General features: G+C 37.5%; 20 protein-coding genes, 3 tRNA genes and 1 rRNA gene. 13 read left to right on the top strand and 11 right to left on the bottom strand.

The features are described from left to right. Positions 1–61 precede the first annotated feature (61 nt). On the bottom strand, positions 62–847 hold the full coding sequence (locus tag WC460_02395) for an inositol monophosphatase (GenBank protein ID MFA5188186.1): 786 nt from the start codon (positions 845–847) through the stop codon (positions 62–64). Then, complete coding sequence (locus tag WC460_02390) at positions 823–1,257, bottom strand: MgtC/SapB family protein (GenBank protein MFA5188185.1); 435 nt, start codon at positions 1,255–1,257, stop codon at positions 823–825. The genes WC460_02395 and WC460_02390 overlap by 25 nt, the downstream gene beginning before the upstream one ends. A gap of 121 nt (positions 1,258–1,378) precedes the next feature. Here WC460_02390 and WC460_02385 point away from each other — a divergent pair, with 121 nt between their 5' ends. Then, positions 1,379–1,588 carry a hypothetical protein gene (locus tag WC460_02385; protein MFA5188184.1) on the top strand — a complete coding sequence of 70 codons (210 nt, stop codon included), beginning with the start codon at positions 1,379–1,381 and terminating at the stop codon, positions 1,586–1,588. A gap of 553 nt (positions 1,589–2,141) precedes the next feature. Here WC460_02385 and WC460_02380 read toward each other — a convergent pair. The 7 genes from WC460_02380 to WC460_02350 all read right to left on the bottom strand — a co-directional run bounded on the left by WC460_02380 (position 2,142) and on the right by WC460_02350 (position 11,029). Continuing rightward, positions 2,142–2,642 carry a YfcE family phosphodiesterase gene (locus WC460_02380; GenBank protein MFA5188183.1) on the bottom strand — a complete coding sequence of 167 codons (501 nt, stop codon included), beginning with the start codon at positions 2,640–2,642 and terminating at the stop codon, positions 2,142–2,144. Between the two features lie 2 nt (positions 2,643–2,644). Next, complete coding sequence (locus tag WC460_02375) at positions 2,645–3,388, bottom strand: hypothetical protein (protein ID MFA5188182.1); 744 nt, start codon at positions 3,386–3,388, stop codon at positions 2,645–2,647. A 220-nt stretch (positions 3,389–3,608) separates the two neighbouring features. Beyond that, the gene (locus tag WC460_02370; GenBank protein ID MFA5188181.1) at positions 3,609–4,244 is read right to left on the bottom strand and encodes a hypothetical protein; all 636 of its coding nucleotides are present in this window, start codon (positions 4,242–4,244) and stop codon (positions 3,609–3,611) included. A 248-nt stretch (positions 4,245–4,492) separates the two neighbouring features. Continuing rightward, the gene (locus tag WC460_02365) at positions 4,493–4,996 is read right to left on the bottom strand and encodes a hypothetical protein (GenBank protein ID MFA5188180.1); all 504 of its coding nucleotides are present in this window, start codon (positions 4,994–4,996) and stop codon (positions 4,493–4,495) included. A gap of 340 nt (positions 4,997–5,336) precedes the next feature. After that, a complete protein-coding gene (gene tig, locus WC460_02360) occupies positions 5,337–6,659 on the bottom strand; it encodes a trigger factor (GenBank protein MFA5188179.1) in 1,323 nt (440 codons plus the stop codon). A gap of 385 nt (positions 6,660–7,044) precedes the next feature. Further along, on the bottom strand, positions 7,045–8,937 hold the full coding sequence (locus WC460_02355; protein MFA5188178.1) for a hypothetical protein: 1,893 nt from the start codon (positions 8,935–8,937) through the stop codon (positions 7,045–7,047). A 34-nt stretch (positions 8,938–8,971) separates the two neighbouring features. Continuing rightward, on the bottom strand, positions 8,972–11,029 hold the full coding sequence (locus tag WC460_02350) for a putative glycoside hydrolase (GenBank protein ID MFA5188177.1): 2,058 nt from the start codon (positions 11,027–11,029) through the stop codon (positions 8,972–8,974). Between the two features lie 143 nt (positions 11,030–11,172). Between WC460_02350 and rpsP the strand changes: the two genes are divergently transcribed. The 6 genes from rpsP (at position 11,173) to WC460_02320 (ending at position 14,626) form a co-directional block, all read left to right on the top strand. After that, a complete protein-coding gene (gene rpsP / locus WC460_02345) occupies positions 11,173–11,565 on the top strand; it encodes a 30S ribosomal protein S16 (protein MFA5188176.1) in 393 nt (130 codons plus the stop codon). A gap of 174 nt (positions 11,566–11,739) precedes the next feature. Next, positions 11,740–12,057, top strand: a complete 318-nt coding sequence (locus WC460_02340; GenBank protein MFA5188175.1) for a KH domain-containing protein — start codon at positions 11,740–11,742, stop codon at positions 12,055–12,057. A 132-nt stretch (positions 12,058–12,189) separates the two neighbouring features. Then, positions 12,190–12,948, top strand: coding sequence for a hypothetical protein (locus WC460_02335; protein ID MFA5188174.1), 759 nt, complete (start codon positions 12,190–12,192; stop codon positions 12,946–12,948). Positions 12,949–13,036: 88 nt separating this feature from the next. Then, complete coding sequence (locus WC460_02330) at positions 13,037–13,408, top strand: four helix bundle protein (protein MFA5188173.1); 372 nt, start codon at positions 13,037–13,039, stop codon at positions 13,406–13,408. A gap of 34 nt (positions 13,409–13,442) precedes the next feature. Beyond that, positions 13,443–14,105 (top strand): tRNA (guanosine(37)-N1)-methyltransferase TrmD, encoded by a 663-nt coding sequence (trmD, locus tag WC460_02325; protein ID MFA5188172.1) that lies wholly within the window; start codon positions 13,443–13,445, stop codon positions 14,103–14,105. A 5-nt stretch (positions 14,106–14,110) separates the two neighbouring features. Beyond that, entirely contained in the window at positions 14,111–14,626 is a 516-nt protein-coding gene (locus tag WC460_02320; protein MFA5188171.1) for a transposase, read from the top strand. A 255-nt stretch (positions 14,627–14,881) separates the two neighbouring features. On the opposite strand, the gene WC460_02315 is transcribed toward WC460_02320, so the two are convergent. After that, positions 14,882–15,985, bottom strand: a complete 1,104-nt coding sequence (locus WC460_02315; protein MFA5188170.1) for a radical SAM/SPASM domain-containing protein — start codon at positions 15,983–15,985, stop codon at positions 14,882–14,884. A 182-nt stretch (positions 15,986–16,167) separates the two neighbouring features. On the opposite strand from WC460_02315, the gene WC460_02310 reads away from it, so the two are divergent. Then, on the top strand, positions 16,168–16,923 hold the full coding sequence (locus WC460_02310) for a helix-turn-helix domain-containing protein (protein MFA5188169.1): 756 nt from the start codon (positions 16,168–16,170) through the stop codon (positions 16,921–16,923). A gap of 132 nt (positions 16,924–17,055) precedes the next feature. Here the strand turns inward: WC460_02310 and WC460_02305 are convergent, their stop codons facing one another. Continuing rightward, entirely contained in the window at positions 17,056–17,919 is an 864-nt protein-coding gene (locus tag WC460_02305) for an integrase core domain-containing protein (protein ID MFA5188168.1), read from the bottom strand. Between the two features lie 498 nt (positions 17,920–18,417). Here WC460_02305 and WC460_02300 point away from each other — a divergent pair. The 5 genes from WC460_02300 (at position 18,418) to WC460_02280 (ending at position 21,191) form a co-directional block, all read left to right on the top strand. After that, positions 18,418–19,919: ribosomal RNA gene (locus tag WC460_02300) — 16S ribosomal RNA — on the top strand. Positions 19,920–20,224: 305 nt separating this feature from the next. Further along, positions 20,225–20,298, top strand: a tRNA-Ile gene (locus WC460_02295). 27 nt (positions 20,299–20,325) lie between these two features. Continuing rightward, entirely contained in the window at positions 20,326–20,592 is a 267-nt protein-coding gene (locus tag WC460_02290) for a GIY-YIG nuclease family protein (protein MFA5188167.1), read from the top strand. A 181-nt stretch (positions 20,593–20,773) separates the two neighbouring features. Continuing rightward, positions 20,774–20,845, top strand: a tRNA-Phe gene (locus WC460_02285). Between the two features lie 269 nt (positions 20,846–21,114). Further along, positions 21,115–21,191: transfer RNA gene (locus tag WC460_02280), tRNA-Pro, on the top strand. The last annotated feature ends 193 nt before the right edge of the window (positions 21,192–21,384 follow it).

Below are 21,384 nucleotides of genomic sequence, written 5' to 3'. Positions count from 1 at the left end.
AGGGTAATAAGAGTAAAAGGGGTCATCCTACGCTAAAGCTTTGGATGACACGTAAAAAGGGTTAAAGTTTTTTTAAAAATTTTAAAATATCTTTATCAATTACACCATTGCTGGCAAAAACGCTTTTGGCGCCAAGACGCCAAGGTTTGCCATGAAAGTCATAAATCTTGCCGCCTGCTTCTTTAACCAAGAGAATGCCGGGCGCAATATCCCAGAGCCTGTGGCCAGGAGAAATATAGCAGTCAGTTCGGCCTTTGGCTACCCAGCCAAATTCCAAGGCGGCTGAGCCTAATTGCCTAATGTCAAAACTGTGCAATTTGAAATGGCCGTAAATTTTAATCGCTCTTTTTAAATCACCCTGGTCATCGCCATGGCAAAAGGTTAAAAGAGCTTTTTTTAGCGGCCGGTTTGAAACACTAATTTTTTTGTTATTTAAATATGCGCCTTTATTTTTGGCCGCGAAATAATATTCTTTTAATGCGGGTGCATAAATCCACGCCAAAATAGGCTCATTTTTGTAAAGCAAAGCTATTTGCACGGCAAATAAAGGATTGCCCATATAAAAATTGGTTGTGCCATCCAGAGGATCAATTGACCACAGATAATCACTGGCCTTTTTATTATCACCTCTTTCCTCTGAAATTATCCGCCAGTTAGGAGTTAAGGCCTTAATCTTTTGTAAAATTATCTTTTCAGACAGAAAATCAGCGCTGGTCACGATTTCATGCTTGCTTTTAAATTTAAGATGGTTTTTTGAACTGTGATGAAATATTTTAAGCAATTCCTGCCCTGCTTTTCTAATTAGCACAGGCAGTTCATTTTTTATTTCTTGTCGAATAGTGTCCATAAGGTATTTTTTTTGTTTTTAGAAAATTCAATTTTTCTGACGATGAAAAGCAAAAGAAAAATCAATAAACTGGCAAATATTGCTACAATATACCAGCCGATCCCAATGGCCATGCCGACTGCGGCAATAGCCCAAAGAGCAGAGGCCGTGGTTAGCCCCTCAATATGCTGTTTATGAAAAATAATCATGCCGGCGCCAATAAAACCAATGCCCACAATAATTTGTCCGGCCATTATGGTTTGATTAAAACCTTGAACCGCCAGGATGGTATAGAAGGCAGAGCCTAAGGCAATCAGAGCATATGTTCTGCTGCCAGCTGGTTTGCCCAGTGTTTCTCTTTCTATGCCGATTATCCAGCCTAGAATTACAGCCAAAAAAAGCTTTGACGCAATTATTAAAATGTCCCACATATGATTAATGTCCGATTACCAATTTTCAATAACCAATTTAATTTAAAATTGATCATTGATTATTGGATATTAATAAATTATACTTATAGTATACCATACTAATTAAGCGAGGAGGATTGAAATGGGAGGTCTAAATTGCCAGCCACTGTTTAGGCACCAGCTCTATTATAAAATTCTGCTGGCCATGCAAAAAAAGGCTTTGACCAAGGAATGCCCATCTTGTAGTGGACGGTTGGGGATTCTTCATTCAATTTGGATTGAATGTAAAAAGTGCCATAAAACATTTGGTTTGGGAGTTGTTATCACTGCTCAAAAAAAAAGAAGTAAATAAAAAATAGCCCCAAAGAGGCTCTTCCAGGATTAAAAACAGTACTTTTCCCCCGCCCGCCACAATTTCACTCATTTAGTCAGAGGACACACCACCCAGTGCCCTCTCTTTTTTTATGGATACTAATTTACGAATACGCTACAAATAATACGAATAATTCTAGTAAGTACACTTTTTTGTGAGTTGTATCTCAAAAAAACACAAAACGTCATGGCCTGGGGAGATTTTTTATATTTGTATAGAGAACTGTAGTTTTGTAGAGTTAACTTTTTTAAATAAATAAATTGGGATTTTTCTATTGACAAATATTAGAGAATTGCTAGAATAAAAGCATCAAGTTCTGACACGATAAAATTCTATCGTGGGGTTCCAATCCCCGCCTCTTAAAGAGGTTATCGTCGTTTGAGGGTACCAAACTGGTACCCTCTTTAATTTTGGCCTACGAAACTACGGATTTGGTTATAAGTGCTAAAAAATATTTTATTGTATTTTAAAGTAAAAAGTATAATTCAAATTTACGTCAGCATTAAAGGAAATTTTTGTATTTTCGTAGGATTTAAATTTTTTCCAGTATGATTAATTGCGCTTTTTTAGTTTCAGTCTCAAAAATGGCAAAAGTAGCTTTTGTAAATAAACCCGCAACAGTTCCCGGATTAATTAAAGTTGTTTTGCCAATTTTTTCCTGCCAGGGTTTGTGCGTATGTCCGTAAAAAACAAAATCATATTTTTGAGAAGCAGCCATCTTTTTTGCAACTAGCGGCATGTGGCAAAATACAATTTTTAGTCCCCCTATTTCTATCTTCCCGGTTTGTCCGTAATACTTTAAATTTTTATGATGGCTGATTTTTTCCTTAAAGCCCTCAATATCACCGTCAACATTGCCTTTGACAAAATGGATTTTGCCTTTAAAAAGTTTGGCCATGGCTTCAAGAGTCAAAGGCGCGCAAATATCGCCGCAATGAATCATGGTGCGGATTTTGTGTTTGTTTAAATAATGAATGGCCTTCTCTATGTTGGGCCAGTTGTCGTGTGTATCGGAGAAAAGGGCAATGAGCATAATTATTTTGTTAATTCTTCAAAAATATCAGCGTCTTTTTCAATGTCTAAAAATTTTTTCTTTTCCCATTCGCTAGCCAATTCATTAGTTTCCCCCCTTTTTTTATTGTTTATTAAAGAAATAATGGCTTTGCGTGCCCAAAGGTGAGCAGCTTCAGAAAGTAAAGGGTTTTTTAAAGGTGGCATTAGCCAATTCAGAATTTTTTGGTTCAATTCCCCTAAATAAAAGGCGATTTCAGATATTTTACTTCGCTTATCTCTTACCATATTAAGCAAATTCAAAGAATCCTCTACCATATCGCTTGACCTATTTATTTCGGGTAAAAAGGGGAACCTATCTTTTTCAAGTATCTTTTCGGCTAATTCAGCAATTTCTTTTTTATTTTTTGATTTTTTTAATTTTTCATAAATTTCTTCAAGCAATTTTTGGCCAGAATTTTCAATTTGATTTTGCTTTAGATAAGTACATGCTATGCCATAAGCCAGTTCATATTTTTTATCATTCATATGCTCCTCAAATTTTTTATAAGCAGTTGAAAGTATTTCTTCGTTTGATTTAGATTTTAGAAAATCCTTATAATTCTGTGCCTTTTCAATAAGATTTAAATGTTCTTGGATAGCCTTATTTTTAATCTCTGGGAATAGACTGCCAATCATAAAGGCGCAATTTTTTTCCTTGCCTTTAGCAATTTTAAAAATTTCTTCATTGGGAGCGGCTTTAATTGGTTGTTCATTTGGATTTAACATAAAAATTAGTTAAATAATAAAGGGCTTTTGCAATATTGAGCCAGTTATCATGGGTGTCGGAAAAAATGGCGACTAACATAATAGTGTAAAGTTTGAAAGTATATAAAGTAGAAAGTTTTTTATGAACTTGATGAACTTTTTACTCCATAACTTAATCTTATCATTTTTTCTTGGGAAAAGAAAAAGGGCTCGTTTTTGAGCCCTTGTCGCTGATTGGTAATTACCAGTCATTATTCGTAATAATCTGATTGAGCGCTTCTATGCTTTCATGAACGCGCATAGCTTCTTTTGCCAGTTCTTCCCTTCTTTTTGCCCAGCCATGTACGGCCACAACTATGCTGTCCCAGACATTAAAGTAAGAACGTTCGCATCGCGCGACTATTTCGGGAAGGTCTGAATCTCTGGCGCAACTTATTTCCAGTGCTTTGTAGCGGCAGGTTTCAAGCCCTTTTGTATGCCCTAAAATGATTTTTTGAACTTTTAGTTCTACAATTGCCCAATTTCCCTTTTTTGTAATTCCCCAAAACGTGCTTGTGCCGATATTTGATTCTTTTGGCAAAACTACATTTGCACAAAAAGAATAATTTTCAGCCCAAAACCCGGGAGTGGATAAAGAAAAATTATTTGGATCGCTAGGAACATCCAAGAGGTCTTTTTTTATTGGTTGGCGATCCTTTGCTCCAAATAAGCTGACATGACCCAAGGGAGTATTCGCAAAGGTTGAAAGATTTGATTTGAGGCAGTTTTTCATCTCCTCCAAAATTGCAATCCAATCGTTATTCACGAAGTTAACTGTTATTCCATCGTTTTTGATTCCCCTTAAAACCGTGTTCAGTAACCTGTTTGGTAGAAGCATGCTTCTCACCTCCGGATTTATTGTTAAAGAGCAGGCCCTTTAACTGATTTAGTTTTATAACATAAGATATTTAAAGTCAAGATTTTGTGTTTTTTTAAAAAAGCGAAAATGTTTTTTATACATCGGGGTTTCGTAGTAGGCGCTAAGTCTAAGTCGGGGAATAAAAGCCAAAACATTTTCGCCCAAAATAAAACGACCCTCTTGGATTTCTCCAAAAGGGTCGTCGGTCATTTTATTAAGCAGGGCTATTAGCAAACTGCTTTAAAGTGTATATATTGAGCGGGGTTTGTGCCGATGATTCTGATATCCTCTGTTGATAACAGTTTATCGGATATTTTGATTTCCAGCGGCGCTTTGGCATTCTTGATTTTGTGGAAGTTGAGCAAAATGTATTTTGCTCCAGAGGAAGTGGTTTTTTCTACCACCTCTACCTTGGCGACGATCATCCTGCCGAAGTCTGTTTCAATAAGCCCAAAGAACAGACGGTTGAGAATCACATTCCCGATTTTCAGGCCATGGCGAAAATGCTCGGGTATTTCAACATCTTTGCCACTGGCAATGAAGCTGTGCGCGCTTTGTTTCACGAAATATGGGCCGTCTTTTTTCGGCACTCTGACGAGCACTGCTTCAACTGTTTCAAGAGTCTTATAATCCGAGCCGCCGGTATTAGGAGTTTCTTTCTTTACGCCACCTTTGGTCGTGTAGACAAGTTTTGAGTTTCCGATTTCTCCACCCATCTGTTGTCCTCTCATTTTTTCTCCTCTCAAATTTTATCCCGCAAAGCAGGATTTTGTTGTTAAAAAACGGTTTAATTCGGATTATTTAATAGTAGCATATATTCTAATAAAAGTCAAGGATTTAGGTGATGATTTTGGCCCTAAAATGGCCCTTTTGGAGCTAATTTTAGGTATTTTTAATGTACAGGGGCATGGATAAGATAAAGCGAAAATGTTTTGGATTATATTATTAATCACGCCGTTGGCGAAACACCGGCGTTTCGTCAACAAATGTGGAAATAAAACATTTTCTCCCATAAAACAGAAGAAGCGATTTGCAAATCGCTTCTTCTGTGTAAAAAGATGTTTTAGAAAATTAATGGTTATGCTCAATTTCTTTATTCTTCTCGCTTCGTTCCACGCAAATGGTTTTGAGAAAATCCATGACTTTATGATTGCCGATCATATTTGTAATATAGTCGCGGTATTCACGAGTTTGTAGATTTTTTAGCATATCTGGATATTGCTGGTACATTTTACCAGTAGCCTCAATTTCCTGATCAATTTCACTTTCAGGAATTTCCATTTTTTCAGCTAAGAAAATCGCGCGAGTTAAAAGTGCGCCTTTGACGCGTTTAATGGCCTGAGGCACAAATTCAAGTTTCATTTGTTCGGTAGTTTTATTTAAATGTTTCAAGTAATCTTCAAACTTTAAACCTTGTCTGGCGATATTCGCTTCCAGTTCCTGAATCATTTTATTAACTTCAGAATTAATCAGGACATCTGGGATTTCGCCAAACTGGGATTTATCAATTAATTTTTCCAGCAACTCAATTTCAACCCTTTCTTCTTCTTTGTGATGTTCTTCATGAAGTACATTATGGCGGATTTGTTCTTTAAGTTTATCTAAAGTTTCAATGCCCAGGCTTTTGGCAAATTCATCATTTAATTCCGGCAATGTTCTTTTATAAACTGCCAGCATTTTAACTTTAAACTTGGCAGGTTTGCCGGCCAGCATGGCATTGTGATATTTTTCAGGAAATTTTATTTCAAATTCTTTGGCCTCATTAGTTTGCAAACCAATTAGCTGTTCTTCAAAGCCCGGGATAAATTGGCCTGAGCCGATAACCAGCGGATATTTTTTTTGCGCGCCGCCCTCAATCGGCACATTATCGCGGAAAATATCAAAATCAATTTCTACCCGGTCCCCTTTTCCTACTGGTTTATTTTCCAAAACTTCAGTGGCTTTTTGGTTTCTGACCTCATTTATAATTTTATCAATTTCTTCGTCAGAAACATTTATTTCCTTTTCTTTTATTTTTACTGATTTATAATCGCCGACTTTAATCTCAGGAATTAAATTAACCGTGGCTTTATAGACAAAGTCATTGTCAGCAGCCAGTTTTTCAAAATCAATTTTTGGCGAACCCAAAGGCTCCAGCTTTTCTTTGGTGGCGATTTCCACATAAGATTTTTCCACTGCCAGTGCTGCCGCTTCTTCCAGGATTTTCATTTCACCGACTTTTTTCTTTAAAATTTCCAAAGGCACTTTGCCAGGACGGAAACCGTCAATTTTTGTTTGTTCAGAAAGCTGCTGGGTGGCTTTTTCAAGAAAAGGCTTTAATTCTTCAAACGAAATAGTAACCAAGATTTCTACTTGGCTTTTGGGGAGTTTTTTGAGGTCGTATTTGTATTGCATAAGTTTAAAATTTATTCCCCACTTTCCTGTCCGCCATAGCGTAGCGACGGCGGAAGTGGGCATTAAGAAACTGGCTAAAGCCAGGTATAAATTTTGATTTTATTTTTTAATTAGTTTATTGAATTTAATATTAGCGCGAAAAGTTGAAGGCGTGCGGTAACGCGTTAACTTTTTATTGGTTTTACGCGAGTAATTTTTCATATGGATACTAATTTACGAATTGACTACTAATCTACTAATAAGTTCAGCGTGAAAATTATTTGTAAACATTTGTAGTTATTCGTAGATTTGTAACGAAAAAAAACAATACTAAAAGGATAATATAATTTTTTGGTTTAGTCAATTAAAAAGAGGCGGGGTAGAAATCCGCCTCTTTACTTATGTTTTATTGGGTAACTTTATTTTGGCTTTGGTCAGTGAAAATGGCAGTGGAAATATTTTTACCAGTAGCTGATAAAAAGGCATTAGAAATAGTATCAGTGGCTGTCGCAGTGATATTGGTAAGCAAAGCAGGGCTTTGTCCAACTTGATTGGTTGTGGGAGTAATAGCCAGCTGGATTCTGGCTTCTGGCGCAGGATTAAAATAACCAGCTAAGGCTGAAATGGAATCAACTGACCATTCTAAAGTCCGGGTAGTGTCATTATAAAAAATTTGGTCGCCATCTGTGACATTATATATATTGGTAAAATCCACTCCGGCCGGCAGTTTGGCAATAACTTTAAGATCTTTTATTTTGTTAGTAGTATTATTAATCTGAATAATCGCCCAGTAGGAAGTATATTCGCCAACTTTAGGCGGTATTGAACCAACGCCGATTTGATCGCCTTGCTGGGTATAAAACAAACCCAATGTTTTTAAGATTAATTGGGAATTAACCTGAGTAAAAATTGGCGCGCTCTCAATATTTATGCGATTATTTTGCATCAGGTCATCATAATCGGCACTGATGCGCGCTTCCAGCTGAAAGCCATTTTCTTTGTAAATAGTAAAATTAATAATGGACTTGGCTTTGGCTCGAACTTCAAATGAGCCTTCAGCGCCTGGATCCATTTTAGCCAATTGAGGATTGGTGTTTTGGTTAAAATTAAGAGGATTAAGGCTGCCTGCATATTCTCCGCTTAAGTCTAAACTAATTTCAACATTGGTTAGAGCGTAAGTTTCATTATTTTTATAATGCAAAGTATAAGTTGTTTCTCCGCCCGGTGAAATATAGCGGTTGTTTTCTTGATTTAAGAAGGTCAGCTCTAATTTGGAAAATGCTAAAGGAGCAGAATTTTGCACTTTGGTTAAAAGATACTCGGTGTGATCAGAAGTAGCATAAATTTCAGCTTCAAATTTTTCTTCCTGGGGCTTTTGGCCAAAAAGCCTGCCAGTAAAATTGTAGCTGGTTTCACTCTTTGCTTTAAATTGTTCTATTTGCCAAAGATCGGCGGATAATGGCGAGCCTAAGTCAGAATTCAGGAATGAAAAATTATCAGGCCAGAGCATTTTTATTTTTAAATTTGTAAAGTCAAGGCTGGAAGTATTTTTTAAATTTATTTTGGCTGTAAATTTGCCGCTGGCAATAATTTTTGGCGGTAAAATAATTTGGGCTTTAACAACCGAGTCAGTCAATGTAAAAGATTGGTTGAAAAATTCTTGCCGGCTTTGCCCATATTTATTTTTGTAAGTTATGGCAGCAATAAATTCATGATTGTCATTATAGTTGCCTAGTAAAAATCCTTTGATATTCAGCTGGCCATGGGCATGGCCAGGCAAATTGCCGATATTCAAAGTGTTTGTTTTTAAATTAAAATCAGGCAGATTATATTGAGGATTTTTTAAGCTGTCGGGAATTTTTAAAACTAGAATTACATCAGATAAATCCGAATTTGTTTTATTGGCATAGTCTATGGTAAATTCAGATGCCTGGCCATTAATTAGATTTGTCGGATTAGCAGTAACTTTAAAATCCATTAGATGGACCTGGGAATTTTTGGAAAATAACCATAGATTAATGAGCGAGCCAAGCAAAACCAAAACAATTACAGCCAAAATTATGTCTATGACCAGGTATAGTTTTTCTTTTTTATAATGAGTGTTATATCTATTTTTTAATGGTTTGGCAATAATATTTAAAGTCAGGCTGCCAATTTTATCAATTCTAAGATTGCTGATTTTTGTTAAGCCAGCTTTTGTCTCTTTTTTTTGAATTTCCACTGGTTTCGCTTCAACTTTTACAATCCTTTTATCTTCATTATCACCAGGTAAATTTTTTATTGGTTGCTCCTCATTCATATAGTAAGTTTAGCAAATAAATGTAAAAAATGCTTTATTTAATAGCTGTGGTAAAAGTATCAGGTGAAGCGGCTAGAATTTCCTGCTTGCCATCACCATCTAAATCATTAAGAAAAACACGCACTCCAGTTTTAGAATTCTTGCCAAAAGCCCAAAAACCAGGGCTTAGCGGCTGGAATTTACTGTTAAAATAACGAACATGAGAACTCCCGCCATAACCAGCGCCAGTAACAATTTCATCAATGCCATTGCCATCAATATCACCGCAGGCAACATTAACTCCGCCGCGAAAATCTTTGCTATAAGCAAAAAAACCGCCAGACAGTATTTTGCCGTTTTTATCAAAAATTCTGACCTGCGGTCCGCCCATATAGCCAGCGCCGGTAACAATTTCTTTTTGGCCATTGCCATTAGTATCTCCGGCTGCTACATTAACGCCGCCTAAATAAGTTTTGGCGTAAGCATAAAAACCTTCACCTTGAGCTTCGCCTTTATAATTAAAAACTTTCACCAGCGGAGCATAACCGCGCATTGTGCCAGTGACTATTTCAAAAAAGCCGTCATTCTCAAAATCTGTAATGGCAAAATTCAGGCCCTTGTTATAAGCTTGGCCATAAGGATAAAAAGAATCAAGTAAAATATTATTAGCATCAAAAATGGAAATTTTTGCCAGGTCAGCAGAGATAGTTTCAAGCCGGCCATCTTTATTGATATCTTTTTTTGCAACCAGAGTATTGCCTTTAAATTGTTTGTCATAAATAAAAAAGCCGTTTCTGACAGAATCGCCCAGTTTGTTAAAGGCGCGTACAAAAGAGCCATTATAATAAGGTGTGTTTTTTATTTCTTCAATACGGCGCAAGAGAATAACACCATCATGAGCTTTGAGCGTCAGGCTTTTAACAATAGAGCCGTTATTAGTAGAAGTATCCTGGGATCCTTTAATTTTTTCATATTCCTCATCAAAATTAATTTTTTGAGCCTGTTCAGTTGAATTAACTATAACTAAGGCATTTTGAAAATCCCTTTGCCAGACTCCGGGTTTGACTTCCTTGGAGTCGGCAGCCAGCAAGTTTTTGGGATCGCTTACGCCTTTGCCCAAAAAGAAATTATATTCATCAAACCACCAGACATTAGTATGGCCTTGGTCTCCATAGTCAAAACTATAATAGCCATTGCCGAGTAAAGTTGAAGTTAAGCCAAAGCGAAAATTGCGGTAATCATCTTTGGATCCGGTATTCTTGGTGTTTGAATTAATAATATAATATTGCGGTTGGTAACCGACCTGGCTGGTTAAATAATTTTTCATGGCGCCAGTCCAATAGCCTTCACTCTGGTTTGGAAAATTTTCTTTCATGCGGCCATTAAGCAAATTATTATAATTGTTAGAATTTGCGTTAATAACAATTATTTTATCAGGCGCCAGTTTTTTTATTGCGGTTAATACTTTAGTTATTCCCTCTTGCCATCTTTGGTCCATTAAGGCAGGAGAATCCGCCAGGCTGTCATTGTTTGTATCAATAGGTTTATTCAGCCATGATACGTTATCCCAAACATTATCAAAAAATACGCCATCCCAATCATTATTTGTTAGGAAATTATTATAAACAAGCTGTGGTAAAAAATCATTCCAGGCCTCTTTCGCATTTGAATTTGTCACATTAATCATCCAGGTTTTAGGCCACCAGGCCACGTGTTGGCCATCTGCAGTCTTAAGCCACCAATTATTTTGGTTGACTTTTTGGTAAATTTGCTGATAAAAGGGCGAGGCATTAATAATCGGCATTTCATTATTAATTTCTTCCATCAAAACATAGACCAAGATTTTTATGCGCGGATTTTTTTGCCTTAATGTCGTTAAAATTTTCGGCTGTCTTTCTACGGCTTGAGGAGTTAAGATTACTAAATCCCATTTGGCTAATTGGCCTATGTCAGCATTGGTCAAATCCCAGCCAGTAAAATAATTTGCTAATTTTGGATAAGTATCATTTTCAGCTGCTTGGCTTTTTTGAGGGAAAAATAAAAAGCCGGCAAATAAAACAGCCACAAAAAGCAAGAAAAATTTCTTTGTAATTGGTTTTTTAGTAAAAAACATAATATTTTGAGCTTCATCAGATTATAGCACAAAATTTTAATATTGTCAATAATTTTAGCCAAAACTCTTGACTTCTGTTTGTTTCTATTATAATATTAAAAGTACAAAATAACTAAAGCTAATTAGTTAATTTTTTTTATATTATGCTAGTCATTAGATTTTCACGCACAGGCAAAACCAAACAGCCAAATTACAGAATAATCATCAATGAAAAAACCAAAGATCCTTGGGGCAGTTATTTGGAAAATCTTGGTGTTTATAATCCTCGCACCAAAGTTGCTGAATTAAAAGCTGATCGGATTAAATATTGGATCAGTAAAGGCGCTCAGCCATCAGAAACTGTCTGGAATTTGCTGGTAACCAAGGGAATTGTTGAAGGCAAAAAGAAAAAAGTCACCAAAATTACCAAAAGACGCGCTGTTAAAATAGCTGAAACAAAGAAAAAAGAAGAACCAACCCCAGCTCCAGCTCCCAAAGCCGAAGTAGCTCCTGAAGCAAAAGCAGAAGAACCAAAGGAAGAGACTCCAAAATCTTAATATTTCCATAAAAAGAACAGGTTAAAAGCCTGTTTTTTTGTTTTTTAAAGCAACTGGGGTTGACTTTTTCTGCCAATATGATATAATGATATTATCCGTATTTTATAACGGATTTTAACAATTAAGCTTTTAATCTGGTTTTACTGATTAAAAGAGTCAAGGATTTTAAAATCTATGGCTGAGAAATTTGCAGACAAGGAATTCGTTGAATTCATTGTTAAATCCATCGTGGGCAACCCTGACGATGTGAAAGTGGAGAGAACTGTTGATGAAATGGGCGTTTTACTGACCCTGCACATCAATCAAAGCGACATGGGTTATGTCATTGGCAAGCAGGGTAATACTGCCCGCTCAATCCGCACCCTTTTAAAAATTGTTGGTGCCAAAAACAATGCTCGTGTCAATTTGAAAATTTTTGAACCAGAGGGTTCAAGACCTCCAAGACGCACTCAGGAAGTTGACACTGATGTTGTTGATGATCTGAAAATATAAATTATAAAGAATTTTATAGGCAAAACCGTCTGCTTTTCGCGGGCGGTTTTGTTTTTGGCAAGCCCTTGCATTAAATTTAGATATTTGCTAAATTTTAAGCAAATTAAGAGTTTAATTATTTAAGCTAAATTTATGCGCAGATTGTTGTTTATCATTACAATTTTATCAATGGTACTTTCTCCTGCAATTGTCCTTGCATCGCCTGGAACTGTTGACCAATATGGCGCTTACATCTGCCAAGAGGATTGTGCAGCCCAAGGCCTGGAAGCCGGACAAACTTATTTTTTTAACATACCCACTGATCCTTCTTTTTTGAGCGGTTATCTTCAAAAGCCAGCCACTAATTTAATTTTTTATAAACCTTTTATTTTGCCTGAAGAAATTACAAATATCCAAGAATCAATTTCAGACAATGCAACTCAACTGAATGGCTTGACCCAAAATTCGGAAATTGACGCGCGTTTTTGCGCAGGGTCTGAAGTTTTTGGCAAAGGCTGGTATGATTCTCTGAATCGCGCCAGAATAAAACCAATTTGCGCAAACAATGAAAGTATTGTGAAGACAAAAACAGAAATAAAAGCAACTGATTATTATGGGGCTTTGTCAATTTCAGATGTTGAAGCTGTTAGCCGAGTTTATCATTATCAAGAGTTTAATAATAAAATTATTTTTACAGACAGGCCTGATATTTCAGAATTGGTTGGGAAAGTGGTTCAAGGCGCAACAGATCAGGCTTTATATTATGTTAATAGGTATGATGCTCCATTGACCTTGAGGCCAATTACTGCAGACAAGGCAGCTTTTTATGCTGGCGCGGATTATCAAAGCAAAATTTTATATTTTGATGATTCAATTGTTTACAGTTATAAGATTGGTAAGCCATTGTACTAAAACGTCTGAATTAAAAACCATAGCTCCGCGTTTTTTAGCGCGGAGTTTGTGTTATAATGAAGGTAATAAGTAATACGTAATATGTAATATGGGAAATGAATATTTAAAGTTAGAAGATTTAGAAGTTTATCAATTGGCCAGAGAATTATCTAGAATTGGTTGGGCTAATTTTGAGCAATTAAATTCAGAGAATCGTTATATATTTGGTCGTCAATATATAACAGCTTTAGATTCAATCGCTGCTAATGTGGCAGAAGGCTATGGCCGATTTCATTATTTAGATAAAGCTAAATTTTATTATAATGCAAGAGCATCTTTATTTGAGGCAAGGCACTGGAATGATTTGTTACTGGAGCGTAAAGTTATCGAAAAATCTAATCACCAAGATTTTTTAGAAAAATTAAATTTATTGAATGCTAAGTTAAATAATTTAATCAAACAGACAAAGGATAAAAAATGAAATACCAATCCTTATTACCTATTACATATTTCATATGACTTTCAACATCATCACCATCTTCCCCCAAATTTTTGACAGCTATTTCAACACAGCCATGGTTAAGCGCGCGCAAATGAAAAAAATAATTTATATTAAAATCACTGACTTACGCCAGTATGCGGGCAATAAATACAAATCAGTTGATGACACGCCCTATGGCGGAGGCGCGGGCATGCTTTTAAAAATTGAACCGATTTATAAGGCGCTCAAGTCAATAAAGAAGAAAAAGAAAGTTCGGGTAATTTTGTTTTCTGCTCGGGGCAAAACTTTAACCCAAAAGGAATTGAGACGTTTGAAAAAATATGACCAGTTAATAATGATTTGCGGCCGTTACGAAGGAGTTGATAATCGCGTGGCTGAACATTTGGCTGATGAAGAAATTTCTATTGGCAATTATGTCTTAACCGGCGGTGAAATTCCAGCCATGGTTTTGGTTGATGGGATTACCAGATTATTGCCTGGTGTTTTAGGTAATCTAGAATCGCCAAAAGATGAATCATTTTCCAAAGAAACCCCAATGGGGCAAGCCGAATTAGAATATCCGCAATATACTAAGCCGGAAAAGTTTAAGAGCTGGAAAGTTCCAGGGGTTTTACTTTCGGGGAATCACGGCAAGATTAAGGAGTGGAGAGAAAGACAGAAGAAAAGTCATTTTTAGTATTTATGCGAAAAATAATTTTCAATAATAACGAATATTACCATATCTATAATCGCGGTGTTGATAAACGCGATGTTTTTTTAGACGAAGGCGATTATTTAAGATTCTTAAAAAGCATGACAGAATTCAATACTAACAAAGTTGATGGTGGGTTTTATCGGAAGTTTTTGAGGGAAAGAGCGATAAATGAAATAGTTAAGGTAGGCGACCAAGGCGATCAAGGTTCGGCCTCCAATTTGGAGGCCGAACCTTTGAGCGACCCCCTGGTAGAATTTATCTGTTACTGTTTAAATCCCAATCATTATCATTTTATAGTAAGGCAATTAGCAGAAAACGGTATTATAAAATTCATGCAGCGTTTAGGGACATCTTATACTATGTATTTCAATACTAAAAATAATCGAAACGGAGTGTTATTCCAAGGTAAATTTAAAGCGACTCAAATAACTTCTTTTGACCATTTGCTTTGGCTTTCCGTCTATGTAAAACACCAATGCCCAGATTCACGGAATAACCGATAATGCCGCTGATTACCCATGGTGCAGTTACCCCGCTTATTTAGGGATAAAAGAAAATAATCTTTGCAGTAAACAAATTATATTAGACGAAGTTCGGGATTATAAAAAAATAGCAGAAGAAACCGCTTTATTTATGAAAAAGAAAAAAGAAATGGAGAAATATTTAATAGAGTAGTTAAAATGCATTAGGACTTAAAATAATTATATTAAAAAAGCCCCGAACATTGTTCAGGGCTTTTGTTTTTGCAAGAAAGTTTTTTAGTTTGAATTAGGTAGGCGAGAAAACAATTCTGCGATTGTATCCTGGGCAATATTTCCCAGTGGAGCTTCGTCTAAGTTGAGATAATGTCCACAACCTGCGTATGCCCTACCATCAAATTCAATCCTTAAAAGATTGAGATTTGTGGGTAGAATTAAGATTTTGTCTTTAATCAGGTAAGATTCAATACCCGTTTGAGAACAAAATTTTTGGCTTACCTGATCAATATTGAATTGTTGGACAAGGTCAGGCAGGTAAGACATATAATGGCCAGGCAGAGCAATTTGGATATTGGGCCATGGATGATTGTCCGCGATTGAAATTGCTTCCAGGAATTGCTTTTTGTTGAGAAGTAAAGGATCATCTGCTTGCCCAATGTAAAACCAGATTGTGGCCGAGACATTATCATCATTGCCGAATTCTTTGGCAAAAAGATTAAGCAGCTCGGGCAATCGCTTGTAAGTATCGGGCATAAGCGTCACGATAATTCCGACTTTTTTGAATTGCTTGTTTTTGACCGCGTACTTGATGTGTTGCCAGGCAGAAGTTTCTTTGCCATTAGCAAAAGCCGGTTTAATTACATTCCCAATGCCATCCAAGGATGGATCCAGATAGTCAATCAGCCCAGTAAGCTGATGCTGAAGTTCCGGAGTCAGCTTGTAGGCATGAGTCATCAAGATTGTTTTTGTTTCTGGAAATTGTCTGACTGCTTCTGCCAGCCAAACCAGTTTTTCAGGAGTCTCGGTCGGCTCTTTGCCGGCAAAGCTGATGAAATCAGGTGGCGTGCCAGGACAGCCCATTTCTTTCAAGCGTTCACGGAGCCGTTGGTTTAAAACCAATTCATTTTCAGGTTGGGTTGCGAAATTTTTTACAATACAGTGCGGACAGCCGAGATTGCAGATGTCATTGATTGCCAAAGAAATAATTGTCTTGGGCTTTTTAGCTTTTTCCGCACAAAGATTCCTGTTTAGCCAGGAAAATGAGCCACCAAAAGGTGCATTATTACTTTGCATCACTTTCCTGTCAAGAAATGCGAATGAGCCCGCAAAGGGACCCACTACCTCTAAATGTTTGCTACTAGTATGGCAAAGTTCCTTTTTCATTTTTTTACCTCCTTTTAATTTTAAAGGTTCAGAACTTTCTTTTTGCTTTAATATATCAGCATCTTAATTTATTGCAAATTTTATTGACAAAAATATTGGTAATAATTAATATTTTAGCTAATTATAGCCAATTTAATTTATAATAATTTGACGAAATATGCGTCATTTGTTATAATAAAATTATGGAAAAACAAATTGAGCAATTAAAAATGGTCTTCAACCTTCATACTTATGAGGCCAGAATCTATTTGGCGGCTTTGAATTTTGAGTCAGCTAATTTATCTGATTTAGCCAAAACAGCCAAATTACCCCGAACAGCCGCTTACCAGCCGATTCAGAATTTAGTAAGCCAGGGATTTCTTTCAATAATAAAAATTGGCAAACGTAAATATTACCAGGCGCTTAGTCCCAAAGATTTACATTATATTTTAGACAGAAAAAATATTACTTTGGATGAAATAATTTCTGATTTATCCAAAAATATCAGCGCGCCAGAAAAAAAGCTGGATATCAGATATTATTCAGGAATTGAAGGTGTCCAAATTGCCGCTGATATTTGGTTGGAAAATGCTAAGACAAAGCTCGGAAAAACATTTGAAAACGTTGAAACTACTATGGCTCAACATGGCAAAGCGCAGATGTCAGCTTATATTAATAAACGAGTGCAAAAAAATATTAAAGGAAGAATGGTTGTTGCCGGTAATCCCGATTCCCCAACGATGAAAGAAGTATTAAAAAAAGATGCAGAAGAATTAAGAAAATCTATTGTGGTTTCACCCAATATTTATCCAATAAAAGCTTCTTTTGCAGTGCTTGATGATATGGTTATGATCTACACGACCAGAGAAAATCCTTTTGCGGTTTTGATTAAAAATAAGGAAGTTGCTGAAAGTTTAAATTCAATTCATGATATGGTTTGGGATAGATTTAATCCTTAAAAAAAGCCATTAGCCATTAGGCATTGGCCAAGTGGATTTTGAATTATAAATGTTTAAATTTAATAATCCCTTCTTACCCCTCTTTCCCTTTTTGCCCATTTTACCCTTTCCCAAAAAACCCCTGTTTTCTGGTCAATAGCTTCGCACCACTTCAAGGGGTGTTTTCATGTTAATCCCCATGTGTGGACGCTCGGTATTGTAATAATTAATAAATTCAGGAATAGCTTTTTGCCAAGCTTTAAAACTTCTAGGATTTCGGGCTAAACACTCTTGCTGTATGGTCCGAATAAATCTTTCAACGTGCCCGTTGTCCGTCGGTCTTCTTACCCGAGAATGGCGATGTTCAATTCCCGAAGCCAACAGTTGTTTGTTAAACCACTTGGCGAATTCACTTCCATTGTCTGATTGGATCATACGGAAAGTAAATAATGCTTTATCCTTAGCCTCTAGAAAGAACTTGGCGCTTTGCCAGGAATTAACTATTTTTACCGGCTTGGCAAATCCCCAGCGAGAACAGGTATCAATTAAGGCATAGAGGTGTAAATGTTCTGCAGGCAAACCTTCCTGCATTGAGTCAATTTCAACTAAAACCCCAGGTTTTTCAGCTATTGGACGAGGCGGATAAACATGCCACTTTTTCCATTTGCTCGGGTAAATTAGGCCATAACGTTTTAGCGTTCTTTTAACAGAAGACAAACTTACAACAATACCGTCTTTGTTTAATTGATAATGGATAACTTCAGCACACCGATGATACTTGTCCCGATGCCCTAAAATTGCACTGACAATTTTGTGTGAAATGGCTAAGGGATGATGATTAGGGCGTGAACTTTCAGTGGGAATAATCCGTTTGTTACTTAACCTTGCTTTCTTAACCCAACGGACAATAGTGCTGTGGTCAAATCCTGTATATCTGGCAGCTTGTCGCGTACTCCAACCTTGTTTTAATACGAGCTTCGCAGTCTGCATGCGCAGACGCGGTAATTTTGGATTCATAGTGTATGGCATATACCCAAGCTTACCACAGGGTGGTGCAAAGGTATTGAACCATAACAACCCCTTGACAACTTTTTTAAAATAGATTAAACTAGTAATATCTTAAAAATAACCTTTAAAATTTTCAATTACTCTTAATAAAATTTATTTTTTCGATGATATCCTTGGTCGCAAGAATATTGGCAAGGGCTTTGCCCTGAGCGAGCGGAGCGAGTCGAAGGGAGGAGAAAAAAACAGGCAAATTCAATCTATTAAAAATCCCGCGGAGCGGGATAATTTAAAAAGACAATGGATTTCCCTGTTTTTTTCTTTCTTTAAAAAAAGAAGGAATGGATCCCTCGTCCCGCGTAGCGGGACTCGGGACTTCGCTCGAGATTTACAAAAATCAAGAATTAGAAATTCAAGGCGAAGCTTTGACAACTAAAAAGTGATAGAATCGTCAAATCATTTGAAGTTTAAAACTTCTACAATAAGTCCGTGATATACTTTAATATCACATTTTTTGAGAGTTTGATCCTAGCTCAGGATGAACGCTGGCGGCGTGTTTAAGGCATGCAAGTCGTGCGCTCAACTTTTTCGCAAGATTAGGTTGGGAGCGGCAAACGGGTGAGTAACACATTGGTAATCTACCTCGAAGTCGTGAATAACCTGTCGAAAGATGGACTAATACACGATAAGAATGGGGGGACATATGTCATTCCCATTTAAAGTTCCGACGCTTCGAGAGGAGCCTATGGCCTATCAGCTAGTTGGTGAGGTAAAAGCCCACCAAGGCTATGACGGGTAGCGGGTGTGAGAGCACGACCCGCCTCACTGGGACTGAGACACTGCCCAGACTCCTACGGGAGGCTGCAGTCGAGAATATTTCGCAATGGCCGAAAGGCTGACGGAGCGACGCCGCGTGACTGATGAAGCCCTTCGGGGTGTAAAGGTCTTTTACCAGGGAAGAACAAATGACTGTACCTGATGAATAAGAGGTTGCTAACTCTGTGCCAGCAGCAGCGGTAATACAGAGACCTCAAGCGTTATCCGGATTTATTGGGCGTAAAGCGTGCGCAGGTGGTTTGTTAAGTTAATGGTTAAAGCCGAGAGCTTAACTCTGGGACTGCCATTAAAACTAATAAACTAGAGGTTGGGAGAGGCAAGCGGAATTGCCGGTGGAGGGGTAAAATCCGTTGATATCGGCAAGAACACCAAATGCAAAGGCAGCTTGCTAGAACATACCTGACACTGAAGCACGAAAGCGTGGGGAGCAAAGAGGATTAGATACCCTCGTAGTCCACGCCGTAAACTTTGGACACTAGGCATTGGAAGTTTCGACCCTTTCAGTGTCGTTGCATCTAAGCTAACGCGTTAAGTGTCCCGCCTGGGTAGTACGGCCGCAAGGCTAAAACTCAAAGGAATTGACGGGAACCCGCACAAGCGGTGGAGCATGTGGTTCAATTCGACGATAAGCGAGAAACCTCACCAGGGCTTGACATCCCCGGAATCCCGGGTAATGCTGGGAGTGCCGCAAGGAACCGGGAGACAGGTGCTGCATGGTTGTCGTCAGCTCGTGTCGTGAGATGTACGGTTAAGTCCGGAAACGAGCGCAACCCTTATCCTATGTTATATATGTCATGGGAGACTGCCAGCTTTAAGCTGGAGGAAGGCGAGGATGACGTCAAATCAGCATGGCTCTTACGCCCTGGGCCACACACGTGCTACAATGGCCAGTACAATGGGCCGCTAAGCCGAAAGGTGGAGCTAATCCCATCAAAACTGGTCTCAGTTCGGATTGAGGTCTGCAACTCGACCTCATGAAGCTGGAATCGCTAGTAACCGCGTATCAGCTATGGCGCGGTGAATACGTTCTCGGGTTTTGTACACACCGCCCGTCACACCAGGGAAGTCGGCAGTACCCGAATATCGCTGTAGGGCGATAGAAGGTAAGGTCGGTAACAAGGGTGAAGTCGTAACAAGGCATCCGTAGCGGAAGCTGTGGATGGACCATCTCCTTTCTAGGGAGTATTTGAGTAAAATGACCGTAAAGGCCCTTTACTCTATCGGTCGAGCCTCAACCTTGAGGCAGACGACGATTCTATCACTTTTTAGGCGTTAAGGCTCAATTTAAAAAGACTGGCTTAGTTAATATCAACTTTTAGATCTTGATTGAGCCAGTCTTTTTTGATAAAATTGGTTTATCAAGCTAAAAATTTTTTTAGGACGTGTCCCGATAAAAGTTTATGTAAAATTTAGAAAAAATGTAGTTTGTTTATTGTAGATAAAGTCCGCATATAATGATAAAATACGCAGACTTTTATCGGGACGTATAGCTCAGTTGGTTAGAGCGCGTCACTGATAATGACGAGGTCGATGGTTCAAGTCCATCTACGTCCACACAAAAATTAAAATAAAAATAAAATTATGTATTTTGTTTATGTCTATTTAAGCAAAAAAGATTTAAATTTTTATACCGGGTATACTTCGGATTTAAAAAAGCGACACAAGGAACATTTGGCAGGAAAAGTACCTTCAACTAGAAATAGATTGCCAATTTGTTTAATTTATTATGAATGTTGTGTAAATAAATATGATGCAATAAAACGTGAGAAGTTTTTAAAAAGCGGTCAGGGGAAAAGATATCTCAAAAAAAGATTAAAGAATTTTTTGCAAAATATTATAAAAAAGTAGAGGCTAAATATAATATAAAGGCCTCTGGCCCGATAAAAGTTTAGGTATTATTTGGTTCAACATTTTAAATTGATCAGCGGTTAAATAATTGTTTATCCATTAAATACGCAGACTTTTATCGGGCCTGGGTAGCTCAGTGGTAGAGCGAAGGACCCTGCACTAAAAAATATTATACAAATGAGCCGAAGTAGCTCAGTGGTAGAGCGAAGGACTGAAAATCCTTGCGTTGGCAGTTCGATTCTGCCCTTCGGCAATAGTAAATTTTTAGTGCAGGGCAGGCTGAAAAATTTACCATGCACCCGAACGAAGTGAGTGGTTCGTAGCCTTGCGCCTGCCTGCCGGCAGGCAGGTTGGCAGTTCGATTCTGCCCCCAGGCACAATTAGAATTTTCAATGCTCAATTTTCAATTTATAATTTTTGAAAATTAATTATTGAAGATTAGTAATTAATAATAACGGGCCGTAGAGAAGTTTCAGCCAAAGGCTGACCAGTCTCTGGCGGAGGCTATCTTAAAATAATTTACGGGCTGTAGCGAAGTTGGCTATCGCGTCTGGTTTGGGACCAGAAGATCGTGGGTTCAAGTCCCACCAGCCCGACCATAAACCATGCGGTTTATGGCGGGTCTTGAGTCCGTCATTACTGTAAGGTAAATGGTTTATGGTCGTGCACCGCCTGGTGCATGGCCTTAACCCCAGAATATGTTTTACTATACATACATTTTGTTATCTCAAAAAGATAAAAATTTTTATATTGGATTTACCGCTAACATCACGGAAAGAACAAAAAGACATC

Source organism: Patescibacteria group bacterium, from assembly GCA_041651155.1.
Classification (GTDB): domain Bacteria; phylum Patescibacteriota; class Patescibacteriia; order CAIXNZ01; family CAIXNZ01; genus JAPLYF01.
This window is presented reverse-complemented; position numbering and strand designations above follow the sequence as displayed.

Bases quoted from the DNA above. Each gene is read 5' to 3' on its own strand.
- WC460_02395 (MFA5188186.1), bottom strand. From the start codon at position 847: ATGGACACTATTCGACAAGAAATAAAAAATGAACTGCCTGTGCTAATT.
- WC460_02390 (MFA5188185.1), bottom strand. From the start codon at position 1,257: ATGTGGGACATTTTAATAATTGCGTCAAAGCTTTTTTTGGCTGTAATT.
- WC460_02385 (MFA5188184.1), top strand. From the start codon at position 1,379: ATGGGAGGTCTAAATTGCCAGCCACTGTTTAGGCACCAGCTCTATTAT.
- WC460_02380 (MFA5188183.1), bottom strand. From the start codon at position 2,642: ATGCTCATTGCCCTTTTCTCCGATACACACGACAACTGGCCCAACATA.
- WC460_02375 (MFA5188182.1), bottom strand. From the start codon at position 3,388: ATGTTAAATCCAAATGAACAACCAATTAAAGCCGCTCCCAATGAAGAA.
- WC460_02370 (MFA5188181.1), bottom strand. From the start codon at position 4,244: ATGCTTCTACCAAACAGGTTACTGAACACGGTTTTAAGGGGAATCAAA.
- WC460_02365 (MFA5188180.1), bottom strand. From the start codon at position 4,996: ATGAGAGGACAACAGATGGGTGGAGAAATCGGAAACTCAAAACTTGTC.
- tig (MFA5188179.1), bottom strand. From the start codon at position 6,659: ATGCAATACAAATACGACCTCAAAAAACTCCCCAAAAGCCAAGTAGAA.
- WC460_02355 (MFA5188178.1), bottom strand. From the start codon at position 8,937: ATGAATGAGGAGCAACCAATAAAAAATTTACCTGGTGATAATGAAGAT.
- WC460_02350 (MFA5188177.1), bottom strand. From the start codon at position 11,029: ATGTTTTTTACTAAAAAACCAATTACAAAGAAATTTTTCTTGCTTTTT.
- rpsP (MFA5188176.1), top strand. From the start codon at position 11,173: ATGCTAGTCATTAGATTTTCACGCACAGGCAAAACCAAACAGCCAAAT.
- WC460_02340 (MFA5188175.1), top strand. From the start codon at position 11,740: ATGGCTGAGAAATTTGCAGACAAGGAATTCGTTGAATTCATTGTTAAA.
- WC460_02335 (MFA5188174.1), top strand. From the start codon at position 12,190: ATGCGCAGATTGTTGTTTATCATTACAATTTTATCAATGGTACTTTCT.
- WC460_02330 (MFA5188173.1), top strand. From the start codon at position 13,037: ATGGGAAATGAATATTTAAAGTTAGAAGATTTAGAAGTTTATCAATTG.
- trmD (MFA5188172.1), top strand. From the start codon at position 13,443: ATGACTTTCAACATCATCACCATCTTCCCCCAAATTTTTGACAGCTAT.
- WC460_02320 (MFA5188171.1), top strand. From the start codon at position 14,111: ATGCGAAAAATAATTTTCAATAATAACGAATATTACCATATCTATAAT.
- WC460_02315 (MFA5188170.1), bottom strand. From the start codon at position 15,985: ATGAAAAAGGAACTTTGCCATACTAGTAGCAAACATTTAGAGGTAGTG.
- WC460_02310 (MFA5188169.1), top strand. From the start codon at position 16,168: ATGGAAAAACAAATTGAGCAATTAAAAATGGTCTTCAACCTTCATACT.
- WC460_02305 (MFA5188168.1), bottom strand. From the start codon at position 17,919: ATGAATCCAAAATTACCGCGTCTGCGCATGCAGACTGCGAAGCTCGTA.
- WC460_02290 (MFA5188167.1), top strand. From the start codon at position 20,326: ATGTATTTTGTTTATGTCTATTTAAGCAAAAAAGATTTAAATTTTTAT.